The following is a 19,204-nucleotide window of genomic DNA, read 5'->3' as shown; positions in this document are numbered from 1 at the left end:
TTTCGTTGAAATACGGGCGCTGGATGGCCGGCGCGTTGCTGGCGGCATGCCTGGGTAACGCCACCGCACAGACCGTGCGCTGGGAGGATTACCGCGGCGACGCGAACGTAGGCACCTACACAGGGCCGGCAGGGCGTCCCACCTTCGCCAACAACACGGGTACCGGCGCTGATCGCCTGAACGCACTGCGCGCCATCGCGGCCAACGCCGCCAATGCCGTACGCACGGGCACGGCGGCAGACATCAACTATCGGCAGACGGGCTACAACCTGTGTCACTCGGGCATCGGATCCGCCAGTGCCACGTCCTGCGGATTGCAGGCGATGGGACGGGTTTCGTATGCGCTGATCCAGTTCCCGCAGGCGGGCACCTACAACGTCAGCATCGCCCATGACGACAACGTGGAGCTGGGCTTCTCCAGCGACTACGCCAACACGGCTTACCGCACGGCGTCGTACGACGTGCCAGTTGGCACCGTCAACAACTGGACGAGTGGAGAGGACGATTACGCCACGCTCGGCAGCTTCACCGCCGCCAATGCGAACAGCTGTGCGCTGGTGCGCATGTACTGGCTCAACCATGGTGGCATCAACTTCGCCCGGCTGCGCTGGACGCTGCCAGGCGGCGGCGCACCGGTCATCATTCCTGCGACGGCCTTCCGTGATCCGGCGGCGGCGGCGAGTGCGACCGGCTGCAACGGCTCGATCACCGGCAATGGCACCACCATCACGTTGGACAAGGTGCTGGGCGCACCGCGCGCCGAGGCGAGCGACCAGTTCACGGTGCAGATCGGCACCACGTCGACCGCCGGGACCGTGCGCGAGGCCACCACGTCCGGTACCGGTGTGGGCCAGCAGGCGAGCACGGGCGCGCTGGCGGTGACCACGGGCACGACGTACTACCTGCGCGACACGATGGCGAGCGGCAGTGCCTCCACGCTGACGGGTGCATACACCGCGGCGATCAGCTGCACGCGCAACGGGATCGCATTCACACCGTCCGGGGCATCGCCCACCTGGAACGTCACACCGGCGGCCAACAACCAGATCGTCTGCGCCATCACCAATACCGCACGCCCGGTCCTGCGGCTGAGCAAGGAACTGCCAGACGGACGCCTGCAGGCCTCGGACCAGTTCGCGCTCGCCATCGCAGGTGCTGGTGCCGGCGCCGGTGCGTCGGTGACGACGACCGGCGCAACCACCGCGCCGACGCAGGTGGCGATCGTCAGCCCGGCGACGGCGGGCGCCAGCTATACGTTCTCCGAAACCGGCGCGGCGGGCACCAACCTTTCGGACTACACCACGACCTATGCCTGCACGAATGCGCGCAACGGCGGGTCGGCACCCACCGGCACTGGCGCTTCGTTCGCGTTCGCCCCGGCAGCGGGCGACCAGCTGAGCTGCGTCTTCCGCAACGTGCGCATCCCGCGTACCGACTTGTCGATCATCAAGTCCGCCAGTCCCACCACCGCCTTGTCGGGTAGCGTGGTCACCTACACCGTGACTGCCAGCAATCCCGGTCCGAGCGCGGCGAATGGGACCGTCATCCGCGACGCGCCGGGCGCGGGCCTGAACTGCGCCGACCCCCAGGCGACTGCCACCTGTACCGCGACGGGCGGCGCGACCTGTCCTGGCGCCACGGTGCCGGTCGCCACCCTGACCGGCACTGGCGTAACCATCCCGGCCTTCCCTGCAGGGGGACAGATCGTGCTGACGCTGCAATGCCGCGTCACCGCGACCGGGGTCACGCCCTGATGCAACAGGCGCGTGTCGTCAGGGCACGCGCGCGCAGACCCACGCATCCACGCGTGCGGCACCCGCGCTGAGCAGTGCGCGGGCCGCGGCCTGCAGGGTGGCGCCGGTCGTCATGACGTCATCGACCAGCGCGATATGGGCAGGCAGGGCGATGCGCGGCGGCACCGCGAACGCCTTGGCGACGTTCCGCTGCCGCTGGCTGGCGTCGAGCTCGGATTGTGGCGTGGTCGGACGGATGCGCTGGAGCAGGTCAGGGCGCAGGGGCAGGCCGAACGCGCTGGCCAGGGGCCGCGCCAGTTCGAGCGCCTGGTCGTAGCCGCGCTCACGCAGGCGACGCGAATGCAGGGGCACCGGCACGATCGCGTCGGGGCGTGGCGCCGATGCGAGGGCCTGGGTCATCAGGCCCGCCATCAGCCGGCCGGCAGCGAGATCACGGTGGAACTTGAAACGCGGCACCAGCCGGTCCAGCGGAAATCCGTAGACGAAGACCGCCCGGGTGTACGTCAATGCAGGGGGCCGTTGCAGACACTCCCCGCACGCGCCAACGGTGGCCAACGGGATGCCGCACCGCAGGCAGGACGTAAGATTCCAGGGCAATCGCGTGGTGCATGAAGCGCACAGATCGATGCCGTTGAAGCCGCGTTCACGGCAGATGACACAACGCGGGGACAGCAGCAGGCGAGTGGCGTATTGCCACCAACCGTCAACTTTCAAGGCATCCATGCGGTTGACAGGGCGAGGTCCGGTTTTCAGACTTCCCCGACTGTATGCCTGCGAGGCCGCGATGTCCGCTCACATTTCTACCGACACGCCTCTGCTGCGCCATGACTGGCAGCGCGAGGAACTGTTGGCCCTGTTCGACCTGCCGTTCCCCGAGCTGCTGCACCGGGCGGCGTCGGTGCACCGGGTCCATTTCGATCCGGCGGAGGTCCAGGTCTCCACGCTGCTGTCGGTGAAGACGGGCGGTTGTCCCGAGGACTGCGCGTACTGCCCGCAGGCGCAGCGTTACGACACCGGCGTGTCCGCGCAGAAGCTGATGGATGCCGAGCAGGTGCTGGCCAAGGCCGCGCAGGCGAAGGCGGCCGGCGCGTCGCGGTTCTGCATGGGGGCGGCCTGGCGCTCGCCGAAGGACCGCGACATCCCGAAGGTCGCCGAGATGATCCGCGGCGTGAAGGCGCTGGGCCTGGAGACCTGCGCCACGCTCGGCATGCTGAGCGGCGAGCAGGCGCACGCGCTGAAGGATGCCGGGCTGGACTACTACAACCACAACCTCGACACCGCGCCCGACTTCTACGGCGACATCATCCACACCCGCCAGTACCAGGACCGCCTGGACACGCTGGAGCATGTCCGCGAGGCCGGCATGAAGACGTGCTGCGGCGGCATCGTCGGCATGGGCGAATCGCGCGCGCAGCGCGCCGGCCTGCTGCAGGCGCTGGCGAACCTGCCGTCGCATCCCGACTCGGTGCCGATCAACCGGCTGGTGCAGGTGGCGGGCACGCCGCTGCACGGCACCACCGAGCTGGACCCGTTCGAGTTCGTCCGCACGATCGCCATCGCCCGCCTGGTGATGCCGGCTTCGATGGTGCGCCTGTCGGCCGGTCGCGAGGCGATGGGCGACGAGCTGCAGGCGCTGTGTTTCCTGGCCGGCGCCAACTCGATCTTCTACGGCGAGAAGCTGCTGACCACCGGCAACCCGGACACCGAGCGCGACCAGGCCCTGTTCGCCCGCCTCGGCCTGCGGCCGATGGCGGTGCAGGTGGAAAACGTGCACGACCATCACAGAACCGATGCCCCGGGCAGCGGTACGGTGCATGCCGACATCACCCGTTCCGAGCCGTGCTGCGGCCGGGCGGCATAAGTCGGGGCAACAGGGGGCAGTACCGGACGACGCACGCTGGCGCGGTAACGCGGCCGGCGCGTCGTCGTCGGTCGTCCGCTGTGTCCCGGCGCCTTCATCGCCAGGCCACGCCGACATGACCCGCACCGACCTGCACGACCGCATCCTCGCCCAGCGCCAGCAACGCATCGCACTGGGCCGGCAACGCACGCGCCGCACCGTCACGCGTCGCGACGGCGTGCGCGTCGAGGTCAATGGCCGCTGGCTGACCGAGTTCAGCAGCAACGATTACCTCGGCCTCGCCCAGCAGTTCGAAGTCACCAACGCGCTGCAGGATGCGGCTGCGCGCGAGGGTGCCGGCGCTGGCGCATCGCACCTGGTCAGCGGCCACCACGCGTCGCATGAGGCGCTGGAGCGCGACGTCGCCGACTGGCTCGGCTATCCGCGGGCGCTGCTGTTCGGCAGCGGCTTCCTCGCCAATCTCGCCGTGCAGCAGGCGCTGCTGGAGGACGGGGATGTCTGCGTGCAGGACCGCCTCAACCACGCCAGCCTGCTGGATGCCACGCGCCTGGCCGGGGCGAAGCTGCGGCGCTACCCGCACCTCGATCCCGAAGGTGCGCTGCGCCAGCTCAAGCTGCAGCCGGAAGGTGCTGCGATGCTGGTCACCGACGGCGTCTTCAGCATGGATGGCGATGCCGCGCCGCTGCGCTCGCTGAGTCTTGTCGCCCGCATGCAGCAGGCGCTGTTCTTCGTCGACGACGCGCATGGCGTCGGCGTGCGCGGCCCCGAAGGCCGCGGCAGCGTGGCGGAAGCCCGCATGGGCGTGGCCGACGTGCCGCTGCAACTGGTCACGCTGGGCAAGGCGTTGGGCGGCTACGGTGCGGTGGTCGTGGGCGAAGAGACGCTGATCCAGCATCTCGCCGAAACCGCGCGCCCCTACATCTACACCACGGCGATGCCGCCGGCGCTGGCCGCGGCGACGCGCGTGGCCGTGAAGCATGCGCGCCGCGACCAGTGGCGACGCGAGAAGCTGCAGTCGCTGGTCGACCGTTTCCGCAGTGGCGCGCAGCGGGCCGGCCTGCAACTGATGGCGTCGGATTCACCGATCCAGCCGGTGCTGTGCGGCAGCGATGGCACGGCGCTGGCGCTGTCTGCCGCGCTCGACAGCGCGGGCTATCTGGTGCCGGCGATCCGCCCGCCGACCGTGCCGGACGGCAAGGCCCGCCTGCGGGTGACGCTGTCGGCGCTGCACTCGCTGCAGGACGTGGACGGGCTGGTGACAACGCTGGCGCGTTCGTGGGATGCCGTGCAGCGGGTACACGGCGCGGTCGCCTGACGGAACGCCGCCTTCGCGATCCTGCATCCCGCGGGATCGGCGACAATACGCGGCATGCATATCGAAACCCTTGGCAGTGGCCCCTCCGTGGTGCTGCTGCACGGTTGGGCACTACACGGTGGCGTGTTCGCCCCGCTGGTGCAGCGCCTGTCCGACCGCTACACACTCCATCTCGTCGACCTGCCCGGGCATGGCCACAGCCGCGACAGTGAGGTCGCGCTGACGCTGGACGCGACCGTCGACGCCATCCTTGCGCGCACGCCACCGGCGGCATGGTTGGCGTGGTCGTTGGGAGGATTGTTCGCCCTGCATGCGGCAGCAACGTCGCCGCAGGTGCGCGGCCTGGCGATGGTGGCGGCGACGCCGCGCTTCGTGCGGGGGGACGGCTGGCAGCATGCGGTGCTCGCCAGCGTCTTCGCGCAGTTCGGCAGCGACCTCCACGACGACTACGGCGGGACACTGGACCGCTTCCTCGCCCTGGACACGATGGGCTCCGAACATGCGCGCAGCGAACTGCGGACGTTGAAGCAGGATCTTTTCGCGCGCGGCGGACCCGCATCGCCCGCGTTGCGGGCCGGCCTGCAGTTGCTTGAACAGTCCGACCTTCGCGCAACGTTGCCCGCGCTGTCCGTGCCCAGCCTGTGGCTGGCAGGGCGTCGCGACCTGCTGGTGCCGTCGAAGGCGATGCAGGCGGCGGCCGCGATGTCGCCGCGTTCCACCTTCATCGAGATTGCCGGTGGCGGGCACGCGCCGTTCCTGGGTCACGCCGATCTCGTCGCCGACGAGGTCGATCGCTTCATGCAGTCGCTGTCGCAAGGCGCAGCCGCATGACCTTCGACCAACGCCATATCCGCCGCGCCTTCTCGCGCTCCGCCGCCGGCTACGACGCGGCGGCGGCGCTTCAGCACGAGGTCGAGAAGCGCCTGATGGAGTCGCTGGATTACCTGACGCTGCGCCAGGGACGGGACGCAGCGGATCCGAAGGTGGTGCTGGACGTCGGCTGCGGCCCCGCGCACGCGGCGGCGGCGATGCGCAAGCGCTGGCCGAAGGCGCAGGTGATCGCACTGGACATGGCGCTGCCGATGCTGCGCGAAGCGAAGAAGCAGGCGGGGTGGTGGAAGCCGTTCCAGCGTGTCTGCGCCGATCAGCGCGCACTGCCGTTGATGGAGGGCAGCGTCGACGTGCTGTTCTGCAACCTCAGCCTGCAGTGGGTGGACGATCTCCCCGCCACGTTCAACGGCTTCCGTCGTGTGTTGAAGCCCGGCGGTCTACTGGTGTGTTCGACCTTCGGTCCGGAGACGTTGCAGGAATTGCGCGACGCGTTCGCGCAGGCCGACGACACCCCGCATGTCAGTCCGTTCCCGCCGATCGCGCAGTTCGGTGATGCATTGATGCTGGCGGGCTTCCGCGATCCGGTGCTAGACCGTGACCGCTTCACCCTGACCTACGACGACCTGCCGGCACTGATGCGCGAGCTGCGCGCGATGGGGGCGACCAATGCGCTGCAGCACCGTCGGCATACCCTCACCGGACGCGCACGGTTCGCCGCCGCGGCGACCGCGTACGAACCGCTGCGGCGCGCGGATGGCAAGCTGCCGAGCACGTGGGACGTCATCTACGCGCATGCGTGGGCGCCGCCGCCGGGGGCGCCGATTCGGGAGCAGGGCGAAGACATTGCGGCAGTGCCGCTGTCGAGGATCCCGATCCGCCGGCGCGGCGAGTGAAGCGGGGGAGGCGGCGTCAGCCGCCGACCTGCCGGATCCAATCCTGCAGGTTGTAGTAGTTGGTGACGCGCGCGATGCGATCGTCGCGGATATCGAAGAACGCACCGCCCGGCAGCACGTAGGTCTGGCCGTTCGCCGGCGGCAGGCCTTCGTCGGTGTGGTGGTACTCACCATGCACGATGTACTCGGCGGCCGCATGCTGGCCGTCCTGCGTGACCAGCACCACGATGTCACGCAGCTGTTCGCGGTAACTGGCGTTCATGCGGCCGAGGAAGGCCGCGAAGGCCTCGCGACCCACTTCGCGCGCGCCCTGGTTGAGATCGTGCGCCACGTCGTCGCTCAGCATCGCGAGCATGCTCTCCCAATCACCGCGATTGAACGCGGCGTAGTAGTTGAGGACGAGTTCGGTGGCGCGGTCCTGCCGGCGCGTGCCGTCGATCTTCATGCGGATTCCCGTGGGGTGTGCGACCGCCCGATGATACGCCAGGCCGTCAGCGCGTCAGCCGGTCGCGATGGAAGAAATAGACCTCCTGCAGCAGGAAGCGCCAGCGCGTGGCGAAGCTGCGGAAGCGGCTGGTGGGCGTGGGTGAACCAACGGCGCGGATGCCGAGGCTGCGGCTGATCCTCAGTGCACGCGCCATGTGCAGCGGATCGCTGACGATGATGACGGTGTGCAGCTTGTGCTGCTGCATCAGCATGCGGGCCTGGCGCAGGTTGTCGTGGGTGTTGCGAGAGAGGGATTCGATCAGGATCGCCTTCTCCGGCACACCCTCGCGCATCGCGTAACGGCGCGCGACCTGGGATTCCGAAAAGCGCGCACCGGTGCCGCCGTAGCCGCCGGTGAAGATCAGCGTCGGTGCCAGGCCGCGGTTGTAGAGGTCGATGCCGTGGCGGATGCGTTCCTCGAAGACCGGCGATGGCTTGGCGTCGTAGGCAGCGGCGCCAAGCACGATGATCGCGTCGGCGGGCGCGGCGTCGTCGCGCTGCCCGACCCAGACGATGTAGGCGGCAACACCGACCAGCCAGAGCAGCACCAGCAGCACCAGCCGCCACAGCCAGGCCGAAACGCCGCGCTTCGTTTTCCGGCGCCGGGTGTTCATGTGGCGTGCTCCCACGGCAATGCATCCAGGTCGACATTGCCGCCCGACAGAAGTACACCGACGTGCTGGCCGGCAAAGCGGTCGCGGTGCCGCAGCACGGCCGCCAGCGCGATCGCGGACGACGGTTCCACCAGCAGTTTCAGGCATTGCCACAGCAGCCGCATGGCCGCCAGGGTTTCGGTGTCGGGGATCGTCAGGACCTCGACATGATGTGCATGCAACAGGGCGAAATTCGGTTCGCCCAACGTGCCGCGAAGACCGTCGCAGACGGTATCGGGGACGAAATCGATGCGGCGCTCGCCTGCGGCCAGGGAATCCGCAGTGTCGGCGGCGCCTTCCGGCTCAGCGCCGACGATCCGGCAGCCCGGCGCGGTGGCAGCGGCGGTGATCGCCGTGCCGGACAGCAGGCCGCCACCGCCGACCGGTGCCACGAGGGCCTCCAGTGGTCCGTGTGCGTTGAGCAGTTCCAGCGCGGCGGTGCCCTGGCCGGCGATCACGTGCGGATGGGTGTAGGGGTGGATCAGGGTGGCACCGGTCTCGGCCTGCACGCGGGCGGCGGAGGCTTCGCGGGCATCGATGGTCGCCTCGCACGTGTGCAGGTGCGCGCCGTAGCGGGCGATGTTCGCAAGCTTCGCCGCATTGGCGCCTTTCGGCACAACCACGTGGCAGGGGATCCCGCGGGTACGGGCCGCCAGCGCCAGGGCCGCACCGTGGTTGCCCGACGAGTGCGTCACCACGCCACGTGCCGCCGAGGCGTCGTCCAGTGCCCAGACCGCATTGCAGGCCCCGCGGAACTTGAAGGCGCCGGTCCGTTGCAGCGGCTCCGCCTTGAAGTGGAGCTCGCAGCCGGCCATCGCGTCCAGCGCACTGGAGCGCAGGACCGGAGTGGCATGGGCGTGAGGGGCGATACGCGCAGCGGCGGCGAGGACGTCGTCGAAGGTGGGCAGGGGCATCGGCATGCGGAAAGGTTAGCGCATCACCCGGGAGCTCAGCCTTGCCTGCGAGTGCACGCTCGCGTCTGCCGCGGCTGCCGGTCAGGTTAAGCACGGATTCAATGCCCCGGGCAGATGCTGCGGCTGCAGAGTAACGGGGTTCCGCCATGAAGCGCACATCATTACTGACCATCGCATTCGCCAGCCTGGCCCTCGGTGGCTGTGCGACATATGACTACATGGGCGATACCGCGCCGGGCGGCTACTACCACGGCCGACCGAGCACGCAATACTCGGATCCGTACGGTGGCTACTACGGTGGCGGCGTGTACGGCAATTATGGCTATGGTAGTCCTTACCGCTACGGCGGCTATTCCGGTTACCCGTACTACGGCTATTACGGGTCGCACTATCCGTACTACCCGCCGCGCCCACCACATCCCCCACGCCCCGGCGACAACAATCCGCCACCGAGCAGCGGAAGCGGTAATCGTCCGCCGCCGTGGCGTGACTCGACGGGCCGTTGGCGTGAGGGCGGGGCGCAGCCCCTGATCCCGGGTCGTCCTGGCCACATGGCGCCGGCACCCAGCCAGCCCCGCGTGGGCGAAGGTGGCTACCGTCCGCCGCGCGTGATGTCATCGCCCTCGATGCCGCGGTCGGCCGAACGGCCGAGGATCATGGAGCGTGCGGCGCCGCCGCCGCGTGCGGAGCGGCCGTTCTCGTCGCCCCGCATGGAGCGACCGGCGCCACCGTCCCGTCCCGCGCCACGTGACGGTGGTGGCGTCCGCCAGCACGAGCGCTGATCCGCCCCTTGGCCGATCCAATCGTCGCCCTCTCCTGCCGCTGCCGCAGGCGTTGAACATCATTTGACCGGTTGCGTCGCTTTCTGACGTAAGCGGGAATTGAAGGTTCAATGTCGACGTCCGGTGGGGAAATCTGGATCCCCCCTGTTCCGGCCCCATCGGGCGTCGGCGCCTAACGAAAAAGCCCGGCTTTGCCGGGCTTTTTTTCTTGCTCTGGTATCCTGCGCGCATAAAAAAGGGGCCGGTAGTCCCCCGACTACCGGCCCCCGGCATCCCCGGCGTGCGCATGGCTGGCCCCTGTTCCAATTACCAACCCGGCGCCCCTGGTCGCTTGCCACGACGGGTGCATGGGAATACAGCAGGAAGCGTGCCAACTTTGCCGGATCGCCATGCCGGATCCCCTCGTCCGTACCCGCCCCATCCACGGGCACTCGCCACCGAACCTTCGCCATGAGTTCCAGCTTCCACCACTACGACGTCATCATCATCGGCGGCGGCCACGCCGGCACCGAGGCCGCGCTCGCGTCCGCGCGCGCCGGTGCCCGCACGTTGCTGCTGACGCACAACGTGGAAACGGTGGGTGCGATGAGTTGCAACCCGGCCATCGGCGGCATCGGCAAGGGTCACCTGGTGAAGGAGATCGATGCGCTGGGCGGCGTGATGGCGTGGGCGGCCGACCGCGCCGGCATCCAGTGGCGCACGCTCAACGCGTCGAAGGGTCCTGCCGTGCGCGCGACGCGCTGCCAGGCAGATCGCGCGCTGTACCGCAGTGCCATCCGGCGCGCAGTGGAAGCGCAGCCCAACCTGACCCTGTTCCAGGGCGCGGTCGATGACCTGCTCATCGAGAACGGCACCGTGCGCGGTGCGGTCACCCAGACCGGCCTGACCTTCCATGCGCCGGCCGTCGTGCTGACGGCCGGCACGTTCCTCGCCGGCAAGATCCATGTCGGCGAGACGCAGTACGCCGCCGGTCGCGCCGGCGATCCGCCCGCAACGGCGCTCGCTGCGCGGTTGCGCGAAGGCGCGTTCGTCGTCGATCGCTTGAAAACCGGCACGCCGCCGCGCATTGATGGCCGTTCGCTCGACTATTCGGTGATGGAAGAGCAGCCGGGCGATGATCCGTTGCCGGTGATGTCGTTCATGGGCAGCGTGGCCGACCATCCGCGCCAGGTGTCGTGCTGGATCACGCACACCAGCGATCAGACGCACGAGATCATCCGTGGCGCGCTGCATCGTTCGCCGATGTATTCCGGCCAGATCGAAGGCATCGGTCCACGCTACTGCCCGTCCATCGAAGACAAGGTGGTGCGCTTCGCCGAGAAGGCCAGCCACCAGATCTTCGTCGAGCCGGAAGGCCTCGACGTCGCCGAGATCTATCCGAACGGCATTTCCACCTCGCTGCCGTTCGACGTGCAGCTGGCGCTGGTGCGCAGCATCCGTGGCATGGAAAGCGCGCATATCACGCGCCCGGGCTACGCCATCGAATACGACTTCTTCGATCCGCGTGGGTTGAAGGCATCGCTGGAGACGAAGGCGGTCGCCGGCCTGTTCTTCGCGGGTCAGATCAATGGCACTACCGGCTACGAAGAAGCTGCCGCGCAGGGGTTGCTCGCCGGACTCAACGCCGCCCGTTTCGTGCAGCAGAAGGAGGCGTGGTCGCCGCGCCGCGACGAAGCCTATCTCGGCGTGCTGGTCGACGACCTGATCACGCACGGCACCAAGGAGCCGTACCGCATGTTCACCAGCCGCGCCGAATACCGGCTGCAGCTGCGCGAGGACAATGCCGACCTGCGCCTCACCGAACCCGGCCGCACGCTGGGGCTGGTCGACGACGCGCGCTGGCAGCGCTTCGAGGCCAAGCGCGAGGCCATCGCACGCGAGACCGGCCGCCTGCGCGCGCTGTGGGCCACGCCGGCGAACGCGCTGGGCCGCGAGGTCGCCGACACGCTCGGCGTGCAGGTCAGCCGCGAGACCAACGTGCTGGACCTGATCAAGCGTCCGGAGCTGGACTACGCCAGGCTGATGTCGGTGCCGTCCATCGGTCCCGCCGTGGATGATGCGCAGGTCGCCGAGCAGGTGGAGATCGGCGTGAAGTACGCCGGCTACCTCGATCGCCAGCGCGACGAGATCGAACGCCAGCAGCGCAACGAATCCACGCCGATCCCGGCCGGTTTCGACTTCGCCGGCGTGCGTGGCCTGTCGGCCGAAGTGCAGCAGAAGCTCGATCGCGTGCAGCCCGAGACCATCGGCCAGGCGCAGCGTATCCCCGGCATGACGCCTGCCGCCATCTCGCTGCTGCTGGTGCACCTGGAGCGCGCGCGCCGCACGCGCGTGGCGTAAGCCGAGCGACGCGGTTGTGGGAGCGACGTAAGTCGCGATCAAGCGTCGTCCGGCCGTAAGGAGCCTTCGCCTCCAACGGCCGCACCTTGAATCTGGATGTTTCTTCGCGACTCACGTCGCTCCCACAACGGCGCGCTTATTGGGAACCCGGATGCCGCGCCTTCCACGCCGCCAGCTGCTCGCGGTAGTGCTGCAGCTGTTCCGTGTACAGGTCGTGCACGCAGATCGGGCAGCCGCTGTTGCAGCAGTCGCTCGGTAGCGGCGGCTCGGGCTCGATGGGGTGCGGGTCGTCGTCGGGCGTCACTGCGCGCCCATTTCCTTCAACAGGTGCGGCGCCGGATACACCTTGCCCATCAGCCAGCGCAGGTAGCGCATGTCGACGTGCACGGCACGCTTGTAGCGCGGGTCGAACATCCAGCTGGCGCTGACCGACTCCCAGTTGCTGTCGAAGTTCAGGCCGATCAGTTCGCCGCGCGCGTTGAGCACGGGCGAGCCGGAGTTGCCGCCGGTGGTGTCCAGGTTGGTGAGGAAGTTGACCGTCTGCGTCTTCAGTGCAGGATCCTCCGTGTCCGCGAAACCGCCCTTGGCGATGGCGTCCAGCAGCGGCTTGGGCGCATCGAACGGCACGGTGCCGGTGTTCTTCTCGACGATACCGGCCACGGTCGTCACTGGCGTGTACTCCACGCCGTCGCGCTGCGAGAAGCCGTCGACCTTGCCGAAGCTCACCCGCAGGGTGCCGTTGGCGTCCGGATACAGCGCGCGTCCCTGCTGCTGGCGCCAGGCGAACAGCGCGCGCATGTAGGCCGGGCGCAGACGCAGCTGCTCGCCTTCGCGCGTCTTGCGTTCGTTCTCCAGCGTCAGTTGCACGGGCACCAACGTCGCCGCCAGTGCGATCAGCGGATCGGTGGCCAGCGGCTTGCCTTCGCGCGCTGCCGCGAAGCGCGACAGGCGCTCGGCTTCGTCGCCGAGTCTCGTACCGGCGTATAGCGTGTCGAGGGCCTGCTTGAGTGCGGCAGGCGTGCGTCCGAACGCGGTATCGAAGGCGGGCAGGCGCTGCGCGTCCGGCAATTGCTGGTAACGCGTCAGCAGGACGGTGAGCAGCGCCTTCTCCACCTCGGGCGAGTAGCGCCGCTGCACCTGCTTCAGGATGCCTTCGATCATGGCGTGGTCGCGCGCCTGGAAGCCGCTCTCGCGTTCCGCGTCCGGCTTGGCCGATTCCACGCGCAGGCGCTCCAGCGTGATGGCCGCGCGCATCAGCTGCGATTGCGCGCCGAACAGGGTGAGCAGCAGTTCGCGTTCGCGCATCGCCGAACCGCCGGCGATCGAAGCAGCCAGCGCATCAATGTCGGCGCGTTCCTTGGCGGCTGCCGCCGTGGCCAGCATGCCGCGTTCGTCGTCTGCACGCACGCGCGCCGCGTCGCTGCGGCGCAGGCCTTCCAGTTCGCCAGCGGCGCGCTTGCGCTGGTTCTTCAGCGACTGCAGCTGCGCGGCATAGCACGTCTTCGCATCGGCATCCTTGGCGCCCGCGGCTTCCACCACGTCGATCAGCTGGTCGAACACCGCCACGCGCGTGGGCAGCGTCCAGATGATCTGTTCTTCGAACTCGGCGGCCGTGCGATGGCGGTAGGTGATGCCGGGGTAGCCGGCCAGCATCGCGTAGTCGCCGGTCTTCGGACCGTCCTTCGCCAGCGTCAGGTGCGCGGGTGCGCGGTAGGGCACGTTGTCGGGACTGTAGGGCGCGGGCCTGCCGTCCTTGCCGACGTAGGCGCGCAGCAGGGTGAAATCGCCGGTGTGGCGCGGCCACATGAAATTGTCGATCTCGTCGCCGTAGTTGCCGATCGCGCGGGGCGGCGCGTAGACGAGGCGGATGTCACGCAGCTCCAGCTGGGTGATGCGGTAGAAGTCGGTGCCGTAGTACATGTTGGCGACGCTGCAGCGCACGCCGCCCTTGGCTTCGCAGTCGGCGACGATGGCCTTGCTGGCGCGGTCCACCGCGTCGAAGTAGGCGCGCCCGGTCTTGCCGGCGGTCTCCTTCAGCACTGTGTCGGTGACCTTGTCGTAGCCGACCGTGACCAGCACGCGGAAATCCGGATTCGCGGGCAACTCAGCCGCGCGGTCGGCGGCGACGAAGCCATCGTCGATCAGGTTGTGCGCGGGCTTGCTGTTGTACTGGATCACGCCATAGGCGACGTGGTGGTTGGTCAGGATAAGGCCGTCCTGCGAGACGAATGCGCCGGTGCCGCCGCCCGCGCGCACCACCGCGCTCAGCGGGGCGGCGGTGACGTCGGCCAGCGTCTTCGGGTCGCCCTTGAAGCCGGCGTCGCGCAGCGTCTTGGCCAGCTGCGGCAGTTGCGACGGCATCCACATGCCTTCGTCGGCGTGGGCGGGCAGGGACAGGGCCACGCCCAAGGCGAGGGCGGATGTCGAAAGTCGGTGGCGCATGGTCGGCATCCAGCGGGAACAAGGAAGACGGTGACGATATCGGGCCTGCCGCGGTGCGGCAATGACGGCCTGTGTCGCGTGGTCAGTCCGCGTCGCCGAGGAAGCGCCGCCAACGCTGCGCCGCATGGCGGATGCCGGCGTGTTCGACGTCGTCCAGCGCGCGCAGCGGATCGAGCACGACCTCGTCGCCACCCGCGGCCCCGCGCTTCCATGCAGCCGCCACACGTCCCTCGATGATCACCGTGGCGGCCACGAGGCCGTTGACGCTGAATATGCGTCGCGTCTGCGCCGCGTCCAACACCGGCGTGCGGTCGCGGTAACCGATCAGGTATTCGTCGAACGCGGGCAGCAGGTGCACGGCGCGCGAGCGCGAAGCCGCGGGCGCATCGGGGCGCCACCACCAGGTGACGCCGTCGTGCGTGTCCTGCTCGAGCGTGGACGCCGCCGACTGCAACGCCTGCCGTGCGTCCTTCCGCGTCAGTCCGGACCACCAGGCGAGATCGTCGACCGTCGCGGGTCCATGGCCTTGCAGGTACCGCAGCGCCAGCCGATGCAGCGCCTCGTCGCGCATGAGCGACGAAGCGGCCGGTATCCACGCATCGAGCAGCACGAACGTCGGTTGCTTGCCATGCCTCGGGCCCTGGCAGATCACGCTCTCGTGTGCCAGCCAGTTCAGCAGGTGCAGGCCGCGCTGTCCGTTGCTGGCGATGCCTGCCGCCTCCATTCGCGCGTACAGCGCCGTGCGCGACATCGGCGCACCGCCCGCCAGCGCCTGTTCGATCACGTGGCGACCGTGCGCCAGCGTGGGCGCGTCGAAGCCGAAGTCGCGTGCGATGCGTGCTGCGTTCGCGGCCTGCACCCGCGGCGCCAGCAGCGCCACCATCCAGCGCACGTCGTCGCGGGCCAGCAGGTGCAGCGTGCCCCGCATCGGCCAGGTGCGCACGATCTCGCCGCGCGCGATGGCATCTTCGACCTGCTCCCGTGTCGCGTCTTCCGTGCGCAGACCGACCGCCCACAGCGCGGCGTGGTAGTCCTGCGCCTGCATCGCGGCCAGGTGTCGCACGGCGTCCGCAGGTGCAGTCGCGACAGGGGTGCAGATGCCCTGGGCCGGCAGGCGGCGTGCCGTCAGCGACGGCGGCACGCCTACTTTTCCTTGCGCCAGTTGACCGAGCCGCGCGTCTCGATGGTGCTGGACTCCACTTCCACGTCGAAGCCCTTGCGCAGCAGGTACTTCAGCGTGACCGCGGAGCCGGAACCGACCATCGACACGCCGTAGCTGACGTACAGCTTCGGCGACAGGTACTTGCCCACGCCGAACACCGAGCCTCCCAGCGTGCGCGATTCCAGTACGCCGGCATCGTCCAGGCCGATCTTCGCGCCAAGCTGGGATGCGAGCAGGCCGGCGCCTGCGCCGAGGGCCGAGGAAGCCGCGTTGATGCGCTGGCTTTCGTCGCTGCTGGCGGTGTTGAGCGCGCGGCCCAGCACGAGGTAGGCGAGGGCTTCGGATTCGGCCATCGACGGATTCGACCAGACGCGCGCGCGCGGCTGGCTGGCGCGCCCCGTGACGTCGATGCCGGCGGTGACGCCGGCACTGACCACCTCGCGCTCGGCGCGGATGTTGATGCGCGGATCGGAAACGGCGTTGTTGCTCCAGGTCAGCTCGCCGCGGGTGATGCGCAGCTTCTGCCCGTAAGCCTCGTAGCGCCCGTCGACGTCGAGGCGACCCGTGCCCAGCATTTCGCGGCCGGGTTGCGAGCGCACGCGCAGCGTGCCGGCCAGTGTGCCTTCCAGACCGTAGCCCTTCAGGTTGACCTGGTCTCCGACCTTGAGCGCGAGGTCCAGGTCCAGCCGCGAACTGGGCGCGCGTTCGGGATCGACGGGATCGAGGATCACCACGTCTTCCGATGCGGACACGCCATCGTCCAGTTTCTCCACGTCGATCGTGGCAGACGGAATGCCGACCTCGCCGCGGACCTGGATGGTGTTGTCGGCGAAGCCCACCTGGACGTTCGGCGATGCGACCGCGCGCAGGTCGGTGGTGTCGGCGACCAGCACGTTGTCGCCGCGCACCTGGAACTGCAGCGGCGTGGTGTCGTTGTTCCAGCCCAGCGTGCCGGCCACGTTGAGCACGCCACCGGCGCCGGTGCCACCGGTCGACGAGACGGTCTTCATGCTGCCATTGATGCGCGCGCTGCCATCGGACAACGCGACCAGCTCCGCGCTGCCGTCGGCCAGCGACACGCCGAGCGCGGGCAGTTCGCCGGTGAATTCGGCCAGTGTGGCTTCGCCGCTCAGCAGCGGACGGCCGCGTGTGCCGGCGACACCGATGTGGCCGGCCAGCTTGCCTTGCGGACGCACGAGGTCCGGCGAGAACAGTTCCAGCCAGAACAGGCGCGAGTTGTTGAAGTACAGGTCGCCCTTCAACGGCGCGAACGCATCCCAGCCGGTGTTGAAGGTGGCGTCGACATAGCCATCGCCCTTGAAGCCGGTGCCGAGGCGGCCCTGGATGCGCTGTGGCGTGAAGTCGACGTCGAGGGTGAAGTTGTCGTAGCGGATGATTTCGCCGTGGGCCGTGGCGCCCATCTTCAGGCCACCATCGAGCGAGGCCAGGTGAACTTCGCCCTGCCATGCATTGCTGGCGGGGCGCAGCGTGGCGTCCAGCGTGAACTCGCCACGCAGCGTCAGCGGGCGCCCATCGCTGGGTGGCAGCCACGGTTGCACCAGGGCGAGCGACAGCGCTTCGCCGCGGACGTCCAGGCCTTGCCGCGGCCAGTTGGCGCTGGCGCACAGCGCGCCGCCGATGTCCGAGCCCAGGCAGCTTTCCGACAGCGTCCAGTTGGCGCCGTTCTGCGCGTAACGCGCCGGCTGCCGCAACGTCCACGGGTTGCCCTTCGACGGCGCGATGCGCAGCGCATCCAGCGTGCCCTGCCAGTTGGCGCCGCGCTTCTGCGCGCTGCCCGACAACGCCACCGCGCCCATCGCATTGCGTGCATCGCCGTCGACGCGCAGGTCCTCCACCGCGCCACGCGCCGTGAGGCTGACGGTGTCCAGCACGGTGCCCACGCCGATGGCGCTGCCCTGCATCACCAGTTCGCCGCTGCCGCTGCGCCACGGCAGTCGACCGCGCAGACTGATCGCGCCAGCGCTCCAGTCGTTCCAGCGCAGGTTCTCGCCGCCGAGATCCGCATCGATGTTCGGCGCGGTGCGCGCGCCGGTCAGGCTGAGCGTGCCGGCGAGCGTGCCGCTTGCATCGGGCAGCAGGTCGGCCAGGTTGAACGGGCGGAACGTGGCGTCGACGTCCAGCGTGTCGCCGACCTTGCCCTTCGCGGTGACGCGGCTGCCGCCCAGCGACAACGCAAGGTCGCCTTCGCCGTTGTCGCCGTCCAGCGCGAACGTGCCGCGTGCGTCCAGCGGCCGGTCGCGCAGGCGGCCGGCAAGCTTCGGTACGTCCAGCGTGCCCTGGAACAGGCCGTCTTCGCGCTGCTTGCCCTTCGACGCGAGTTGGCCGGATACATTGCCGTTCCAGCCCGCCGCGAAGTAACCGGGATCGAAGCCTGCGAGCGTGGCGGTGACATCCCAGTCCAGCACGGGCGACCAACCGACGGTGCCGGTGGCGTCCAGCGTGCCGGTCGGCATGGTGGCGCGCAGTGTCTGCAACTGCGCGCGCTCGGCATTGCCGCTGCCGTTGAATTCGAGCAGTGCGCTGTCGTCGCCGCGCGTCAGCGTGGCCTTGCCGATGGCCGCCCACGCTTCCAGTTTGCCGGCGAGGCCGAAATCGCCTTCGGCGCCGATCATACTGTCCGCTTCGGTGCCCCAGCGCAGTCCGCGCGCGTTGACGGCGAAACGGAACTCGGGGTTCTCCGGCACGGTGAAGTCGGCGCGGCCGCGCAGCGAGGCATAGCCATCGAACGCGCGGATCGCCAACGGTTCCACGGTCAGCACTTCACCGTCGATGCGCGCATGCGAGGGCTCGATGACCACGGCGATATCGCCCTGCTGCACCTTGCCCTGCAGGTCGGCGGCACCGCCCGCACCTTTGGCGACGAGGTCGAACGAGACCGGCGTGCTGTCGTCCATCACGCCCAGCAGCGACAGGTCCAGCGCTTCGGTCTTCGCGGCGAAGTTCCAGGTCGGTTTCGTTTCGCCGCGCAGCGTGAGGGTGGCGCGCAGCGGCGCGGGGGCGGCACCGGATACGCCGACGTTCATGCGGGCACGGTTGCCGCGCGCCACCAGGCCGATGCGCGCGGGCGTGCGGCCAAGCGTCGCGGGAAACACGCCGGTGGCGGTGAGGTCGGTGGCATAGCCGTCGCGCGGCGCATAGCGGCCGTGCACGCCGAAGGCGCCACGGTCGCTGGCGATGGCCAGCGTCTCGGCGATCACGTAGCCGTTGCCGATGTCGATGCCGCCGGTGGCGCGCGTGATGTCGATGACCGGCTGGCCGCCCTGCCGGACCAGGAAGCGGTCGATCTCCAGTGCATCGGCCTGGATCGCCAGCGGCATCTCGATCTGCGGCAGCAGGTCGGGCCACTGCGGCAACGCGAAGGGCTCGTCGCTTTCCGGCACGTCCAGCATCGCGCCGCGCAGTTTCAGCACATCCAGGCGCAGGCGTTTGCCGAGCAGGGGTCGCAGGTCCGGCTCCAGGTACACCTCGTCGGCGGTGAAGCGGATCTTGTCCCAGCGGAAGTCCACGCCGCGCAGCGTCAGCGGGCCGGCGATGGGGCCTTCGGCCTCTCGGTAGTTCAACGAGGCGTCCGCCGGCAGGCGCGCCTTGATCTGCGCCAGCAGCACATCGCGACCCGCGACGGTCTGCAGCAGCCAGTACAGGCCGATGCACAACAGCACGGTGAGCACGCCGGTGCCGATGGCGCTGCGGATCGCCAGCGTGCGCATGCGTGCCTTGCGGCGGGCGCGCAGTTCGGCGATGCGCGCGTCG

At 69.2% G+C, this 19,204-nt stretch carries 15 protein-coding genes; 7 read left to right on the top strand and 8 right to left on the bottom strand.

Annotated elements, in window-relative coordinates; translation table 11 throughout:
- Nucleotides 1-5 precede the first annotated feature (5 nt).
- Nucleotides 6-1,754, top strand: coding sequence for a DUF11 domain-containing protein (locus tag AX730_RS06615; protein WP_157074128.1), 1,749 nt, complete (start codon nucleotides 6-8; stop codon nucleotides 1,752-1,754).
- Between the two features lie 18 nt (nucleotides 1,755-1,772).
- Here AX730_RS06615 and AX730_RS06610 read toward each other — a convergent pair whose 3' ends face one another.
- Entirely contained in the window at nucleotides 1,773-2,477 is a 705-nt protein-coding gene (locus AX730_RS06610; protein ID WP_062353741.1) for a ComF family protein, read from the bottom strand.
- 61 nt (nucleotides 2,478-2,538) lie between these two features.
- On the opposite strand from AX730_RS06610, the gene bioB reads away from it, so the two are divergent.
- From bioB to bioC, 4 genes are all read left to right on the top strand, one after another.
- Complete coding sequence (bioB, locus tag AX730_RS06605) at nucleotides 2,539-3,615, top strand: biotin synthase BioB (protein ID WP_062353738.1); 1,077 nt, start codon at nucleotides 2,539-2,541, stop codon at nucleotides 3,613-3,615.
- A gap of 115 nt (nucleotides 3,616-3,730) precedes the next feature.
- A complete protein-coding gene (gene bioF, locus AX730_RS06600) occupies nucleotides 3,731-4,930 on the top strand; it encodes an 8-amino-7-oxononanoate synthase (RefSeq protein ID WP_062353735.1) in 1,200 nt (399 codons plus the stop codon).
- A 54-nt stretch (nucleotides 4,931-4,984) separates the two neighbouring features.
- Complete coding sequence (gene bioH, locus AX730_RS06595) at nucleotides 4,985-5,761, top strand: pimeloyl-ACP methyl ester esterase BioH (protein ID WP_062353733.1); 777 nt, start codon at nucleotides 4,985-4,987, stop codon at nucleotides 5,759-5,761.
- Nucleotides 5,758-6,654 (top strand): malonyl-ACP O-methyltransferase BioC, encoded by an 897-nt coding sequence (bioC, locus tag AX730_RS06590; protein WP_062353730.1) that lies wholly within the window; start codon nucleotides 5,758-5,760, stop codon nucleotides 6,652-6,654. Before bioH ends, bioC begins: the two co-directional genes overlap by 4 nt.
- 16 nt (nucleotides 6,655-6,670) lie before the next feature.
- Here the strand turns inward: bioC and AX730_RS06585 are convergent, their stop codons facing one another.
- The 3 genes from AX730_RS06585 to AX730_RS06575 are packed head-to-tail and all read right to left on the bottom strand — an operon-like array spanning nucleotide 6,671 to nucleotide 8,713.
- Complete coding sequence (locus tag AX730_RS06585; RefSeq protein WP_062353727.1) at nucleotides 6,671-7,099, bottom strand: ketosteroid isomerase-related protein; 429 nt, start codon at nucleotides 7,097-7,099, stop codon at nucleotides 6,671-6,673.
- Between the two features lie 46 nt (nucleotides 7,100-7,145).
- Nucleotides 7,146-7,754 carry a YdcF family protein gene (locus AX730_RS06580; protein ID WP_062353724.1) on the bottom strand — a complete coding sequence of 203 codons (609 nt, stop codon included), beginning with the start codon at nucleotides 7,752-7,754 and terminating at the stop codon, nucleotides 7,146-7,148.
- Nucleotides 7,751-8,713 carry a threonine ammonia-lyase gene (locus AX730_RS06575; protein WP_062353721.1) on the bottom strand — a complete coding sequence of 321 codons (963 nt, stop codon included), beginning with the start codon at nucleotides 8,711-8,713 and terminating at the stop codon, nucleotides 7,751-7,753. The genes AX730_RS06580 and AX730_RS06575 overlap by 4 nt, the downstream gene beginning before the upstream one ends.
- A gap of 140 nt (nucleotides 8,714-8,853) precedes the next feature.
- Between AX730_RS06575 and AX730_RS06570 the strand changes: the two genes are divergently transcribed.
- Together AX730_RS06570 and mnmG are read left to right on the top strand one after the other, a co-directional pair.
- Nucleotides 8,854-9,489 (top strand): hypothetical protein, encoded by a 636-nt coding sequence (locus tag AX730_RS06570; protein ID WP_332307604.1) that lies wholly within the window; start codon nucleotides 8,854-8,856, stop codon nucleotides 9,487-9,489.
- Between the two features lie 450 nt (nucleotides 9,490-9,939).
- A complete protein-coding gene (gene mnmG, locus AX730_RS06565; protein WP_062353718.1) occupies nucleotides 9,940-11,829 on the top strand; it encodes a tRNA uridine-5-carboxymethylaminomethyl(34) synthesis enzyme MnmG in 1,890 nt (629 codons plus the stop codon).
- Nucleotides 11,830-11,965: 136 nt separating this feature from the next.
- Here mnmG and AX730_RS06560 read toward each other — a convergent pair whose 3' ends face one another.
- From AX730_RS06560 to AX730_RS06545, 4 genes are all read right to left on the bottom strand, one after another.
- Complete coding sequence (locus tag AX730_RS06560; protein ID WP_062353715.1) at nucleotides 11,966-12,133, bottom strand: oxidoreductase-like domain-containing protein; 168 nt, start codon at nucleotides 12,131-12,133, stop codon at nucleotides 11,966-11,968.
- Nucleotides 12,130-14,271, bottom strand: coding sequence for a S46 family peptidase (locus AX730_RS06555; RefSeq protein WP_232310191.1), 2,142 nt, complete (start codon nucleotides 14,269-14,271; stop codon nucleotides 12,130-12,132). The genes AX730_RS06560 and AX730_RS06555 overlap by 4 nt, the downstream gene beginning before the upstream one ends.
- A gap of 82 nt (nucleotides 14,272-14,353) precedes the next feature.
- Complete coding sequence (locus AX730_RS06550; RefSeq protein ID WP_062353709.1) at nucleotides 14,354-15,412, bottom strand: winged helix DNA-binding domain-containing protein; 1,059 nt, start codon at nucleotides 15,410-15,412, stop codon at nucleotides 14,354-14,356.
- A gap of 2 nt (nucleotides 15,413-15,414) precedes the next feature.
- Nucleotides 15,415-19,161 (bottom strand): translocation/assembly module TamB domain-containing protein, encoded by a 3,747-nt coding sequence (locus tag AX730_RS06545; protein WP_083537771.1) that lies wholly within the window; start codon nucleotides 19,159-19,161, stop codon nucleotides 15,415-15,417.
- Nucleotides 19,162-19,204 lie beyond the last annotated feature (43 nt).

Source organism: Pseudoxanthomonas mexicana (assembly GCF_001556105.1).
Taxonomy (GTDB): Bacteria; Pseudomonadota; Gammaproteobacteria; order Xanthomonadales; family Xanthomonadaceae; genus Pseudoxanthomonas_A; species Pseudoxanthomonas_A mexicana_A.
Note: the sequence above shows the minus strand (reverse complement) of the source record. Positions and strands in the feature narration are given on the sequence as shown.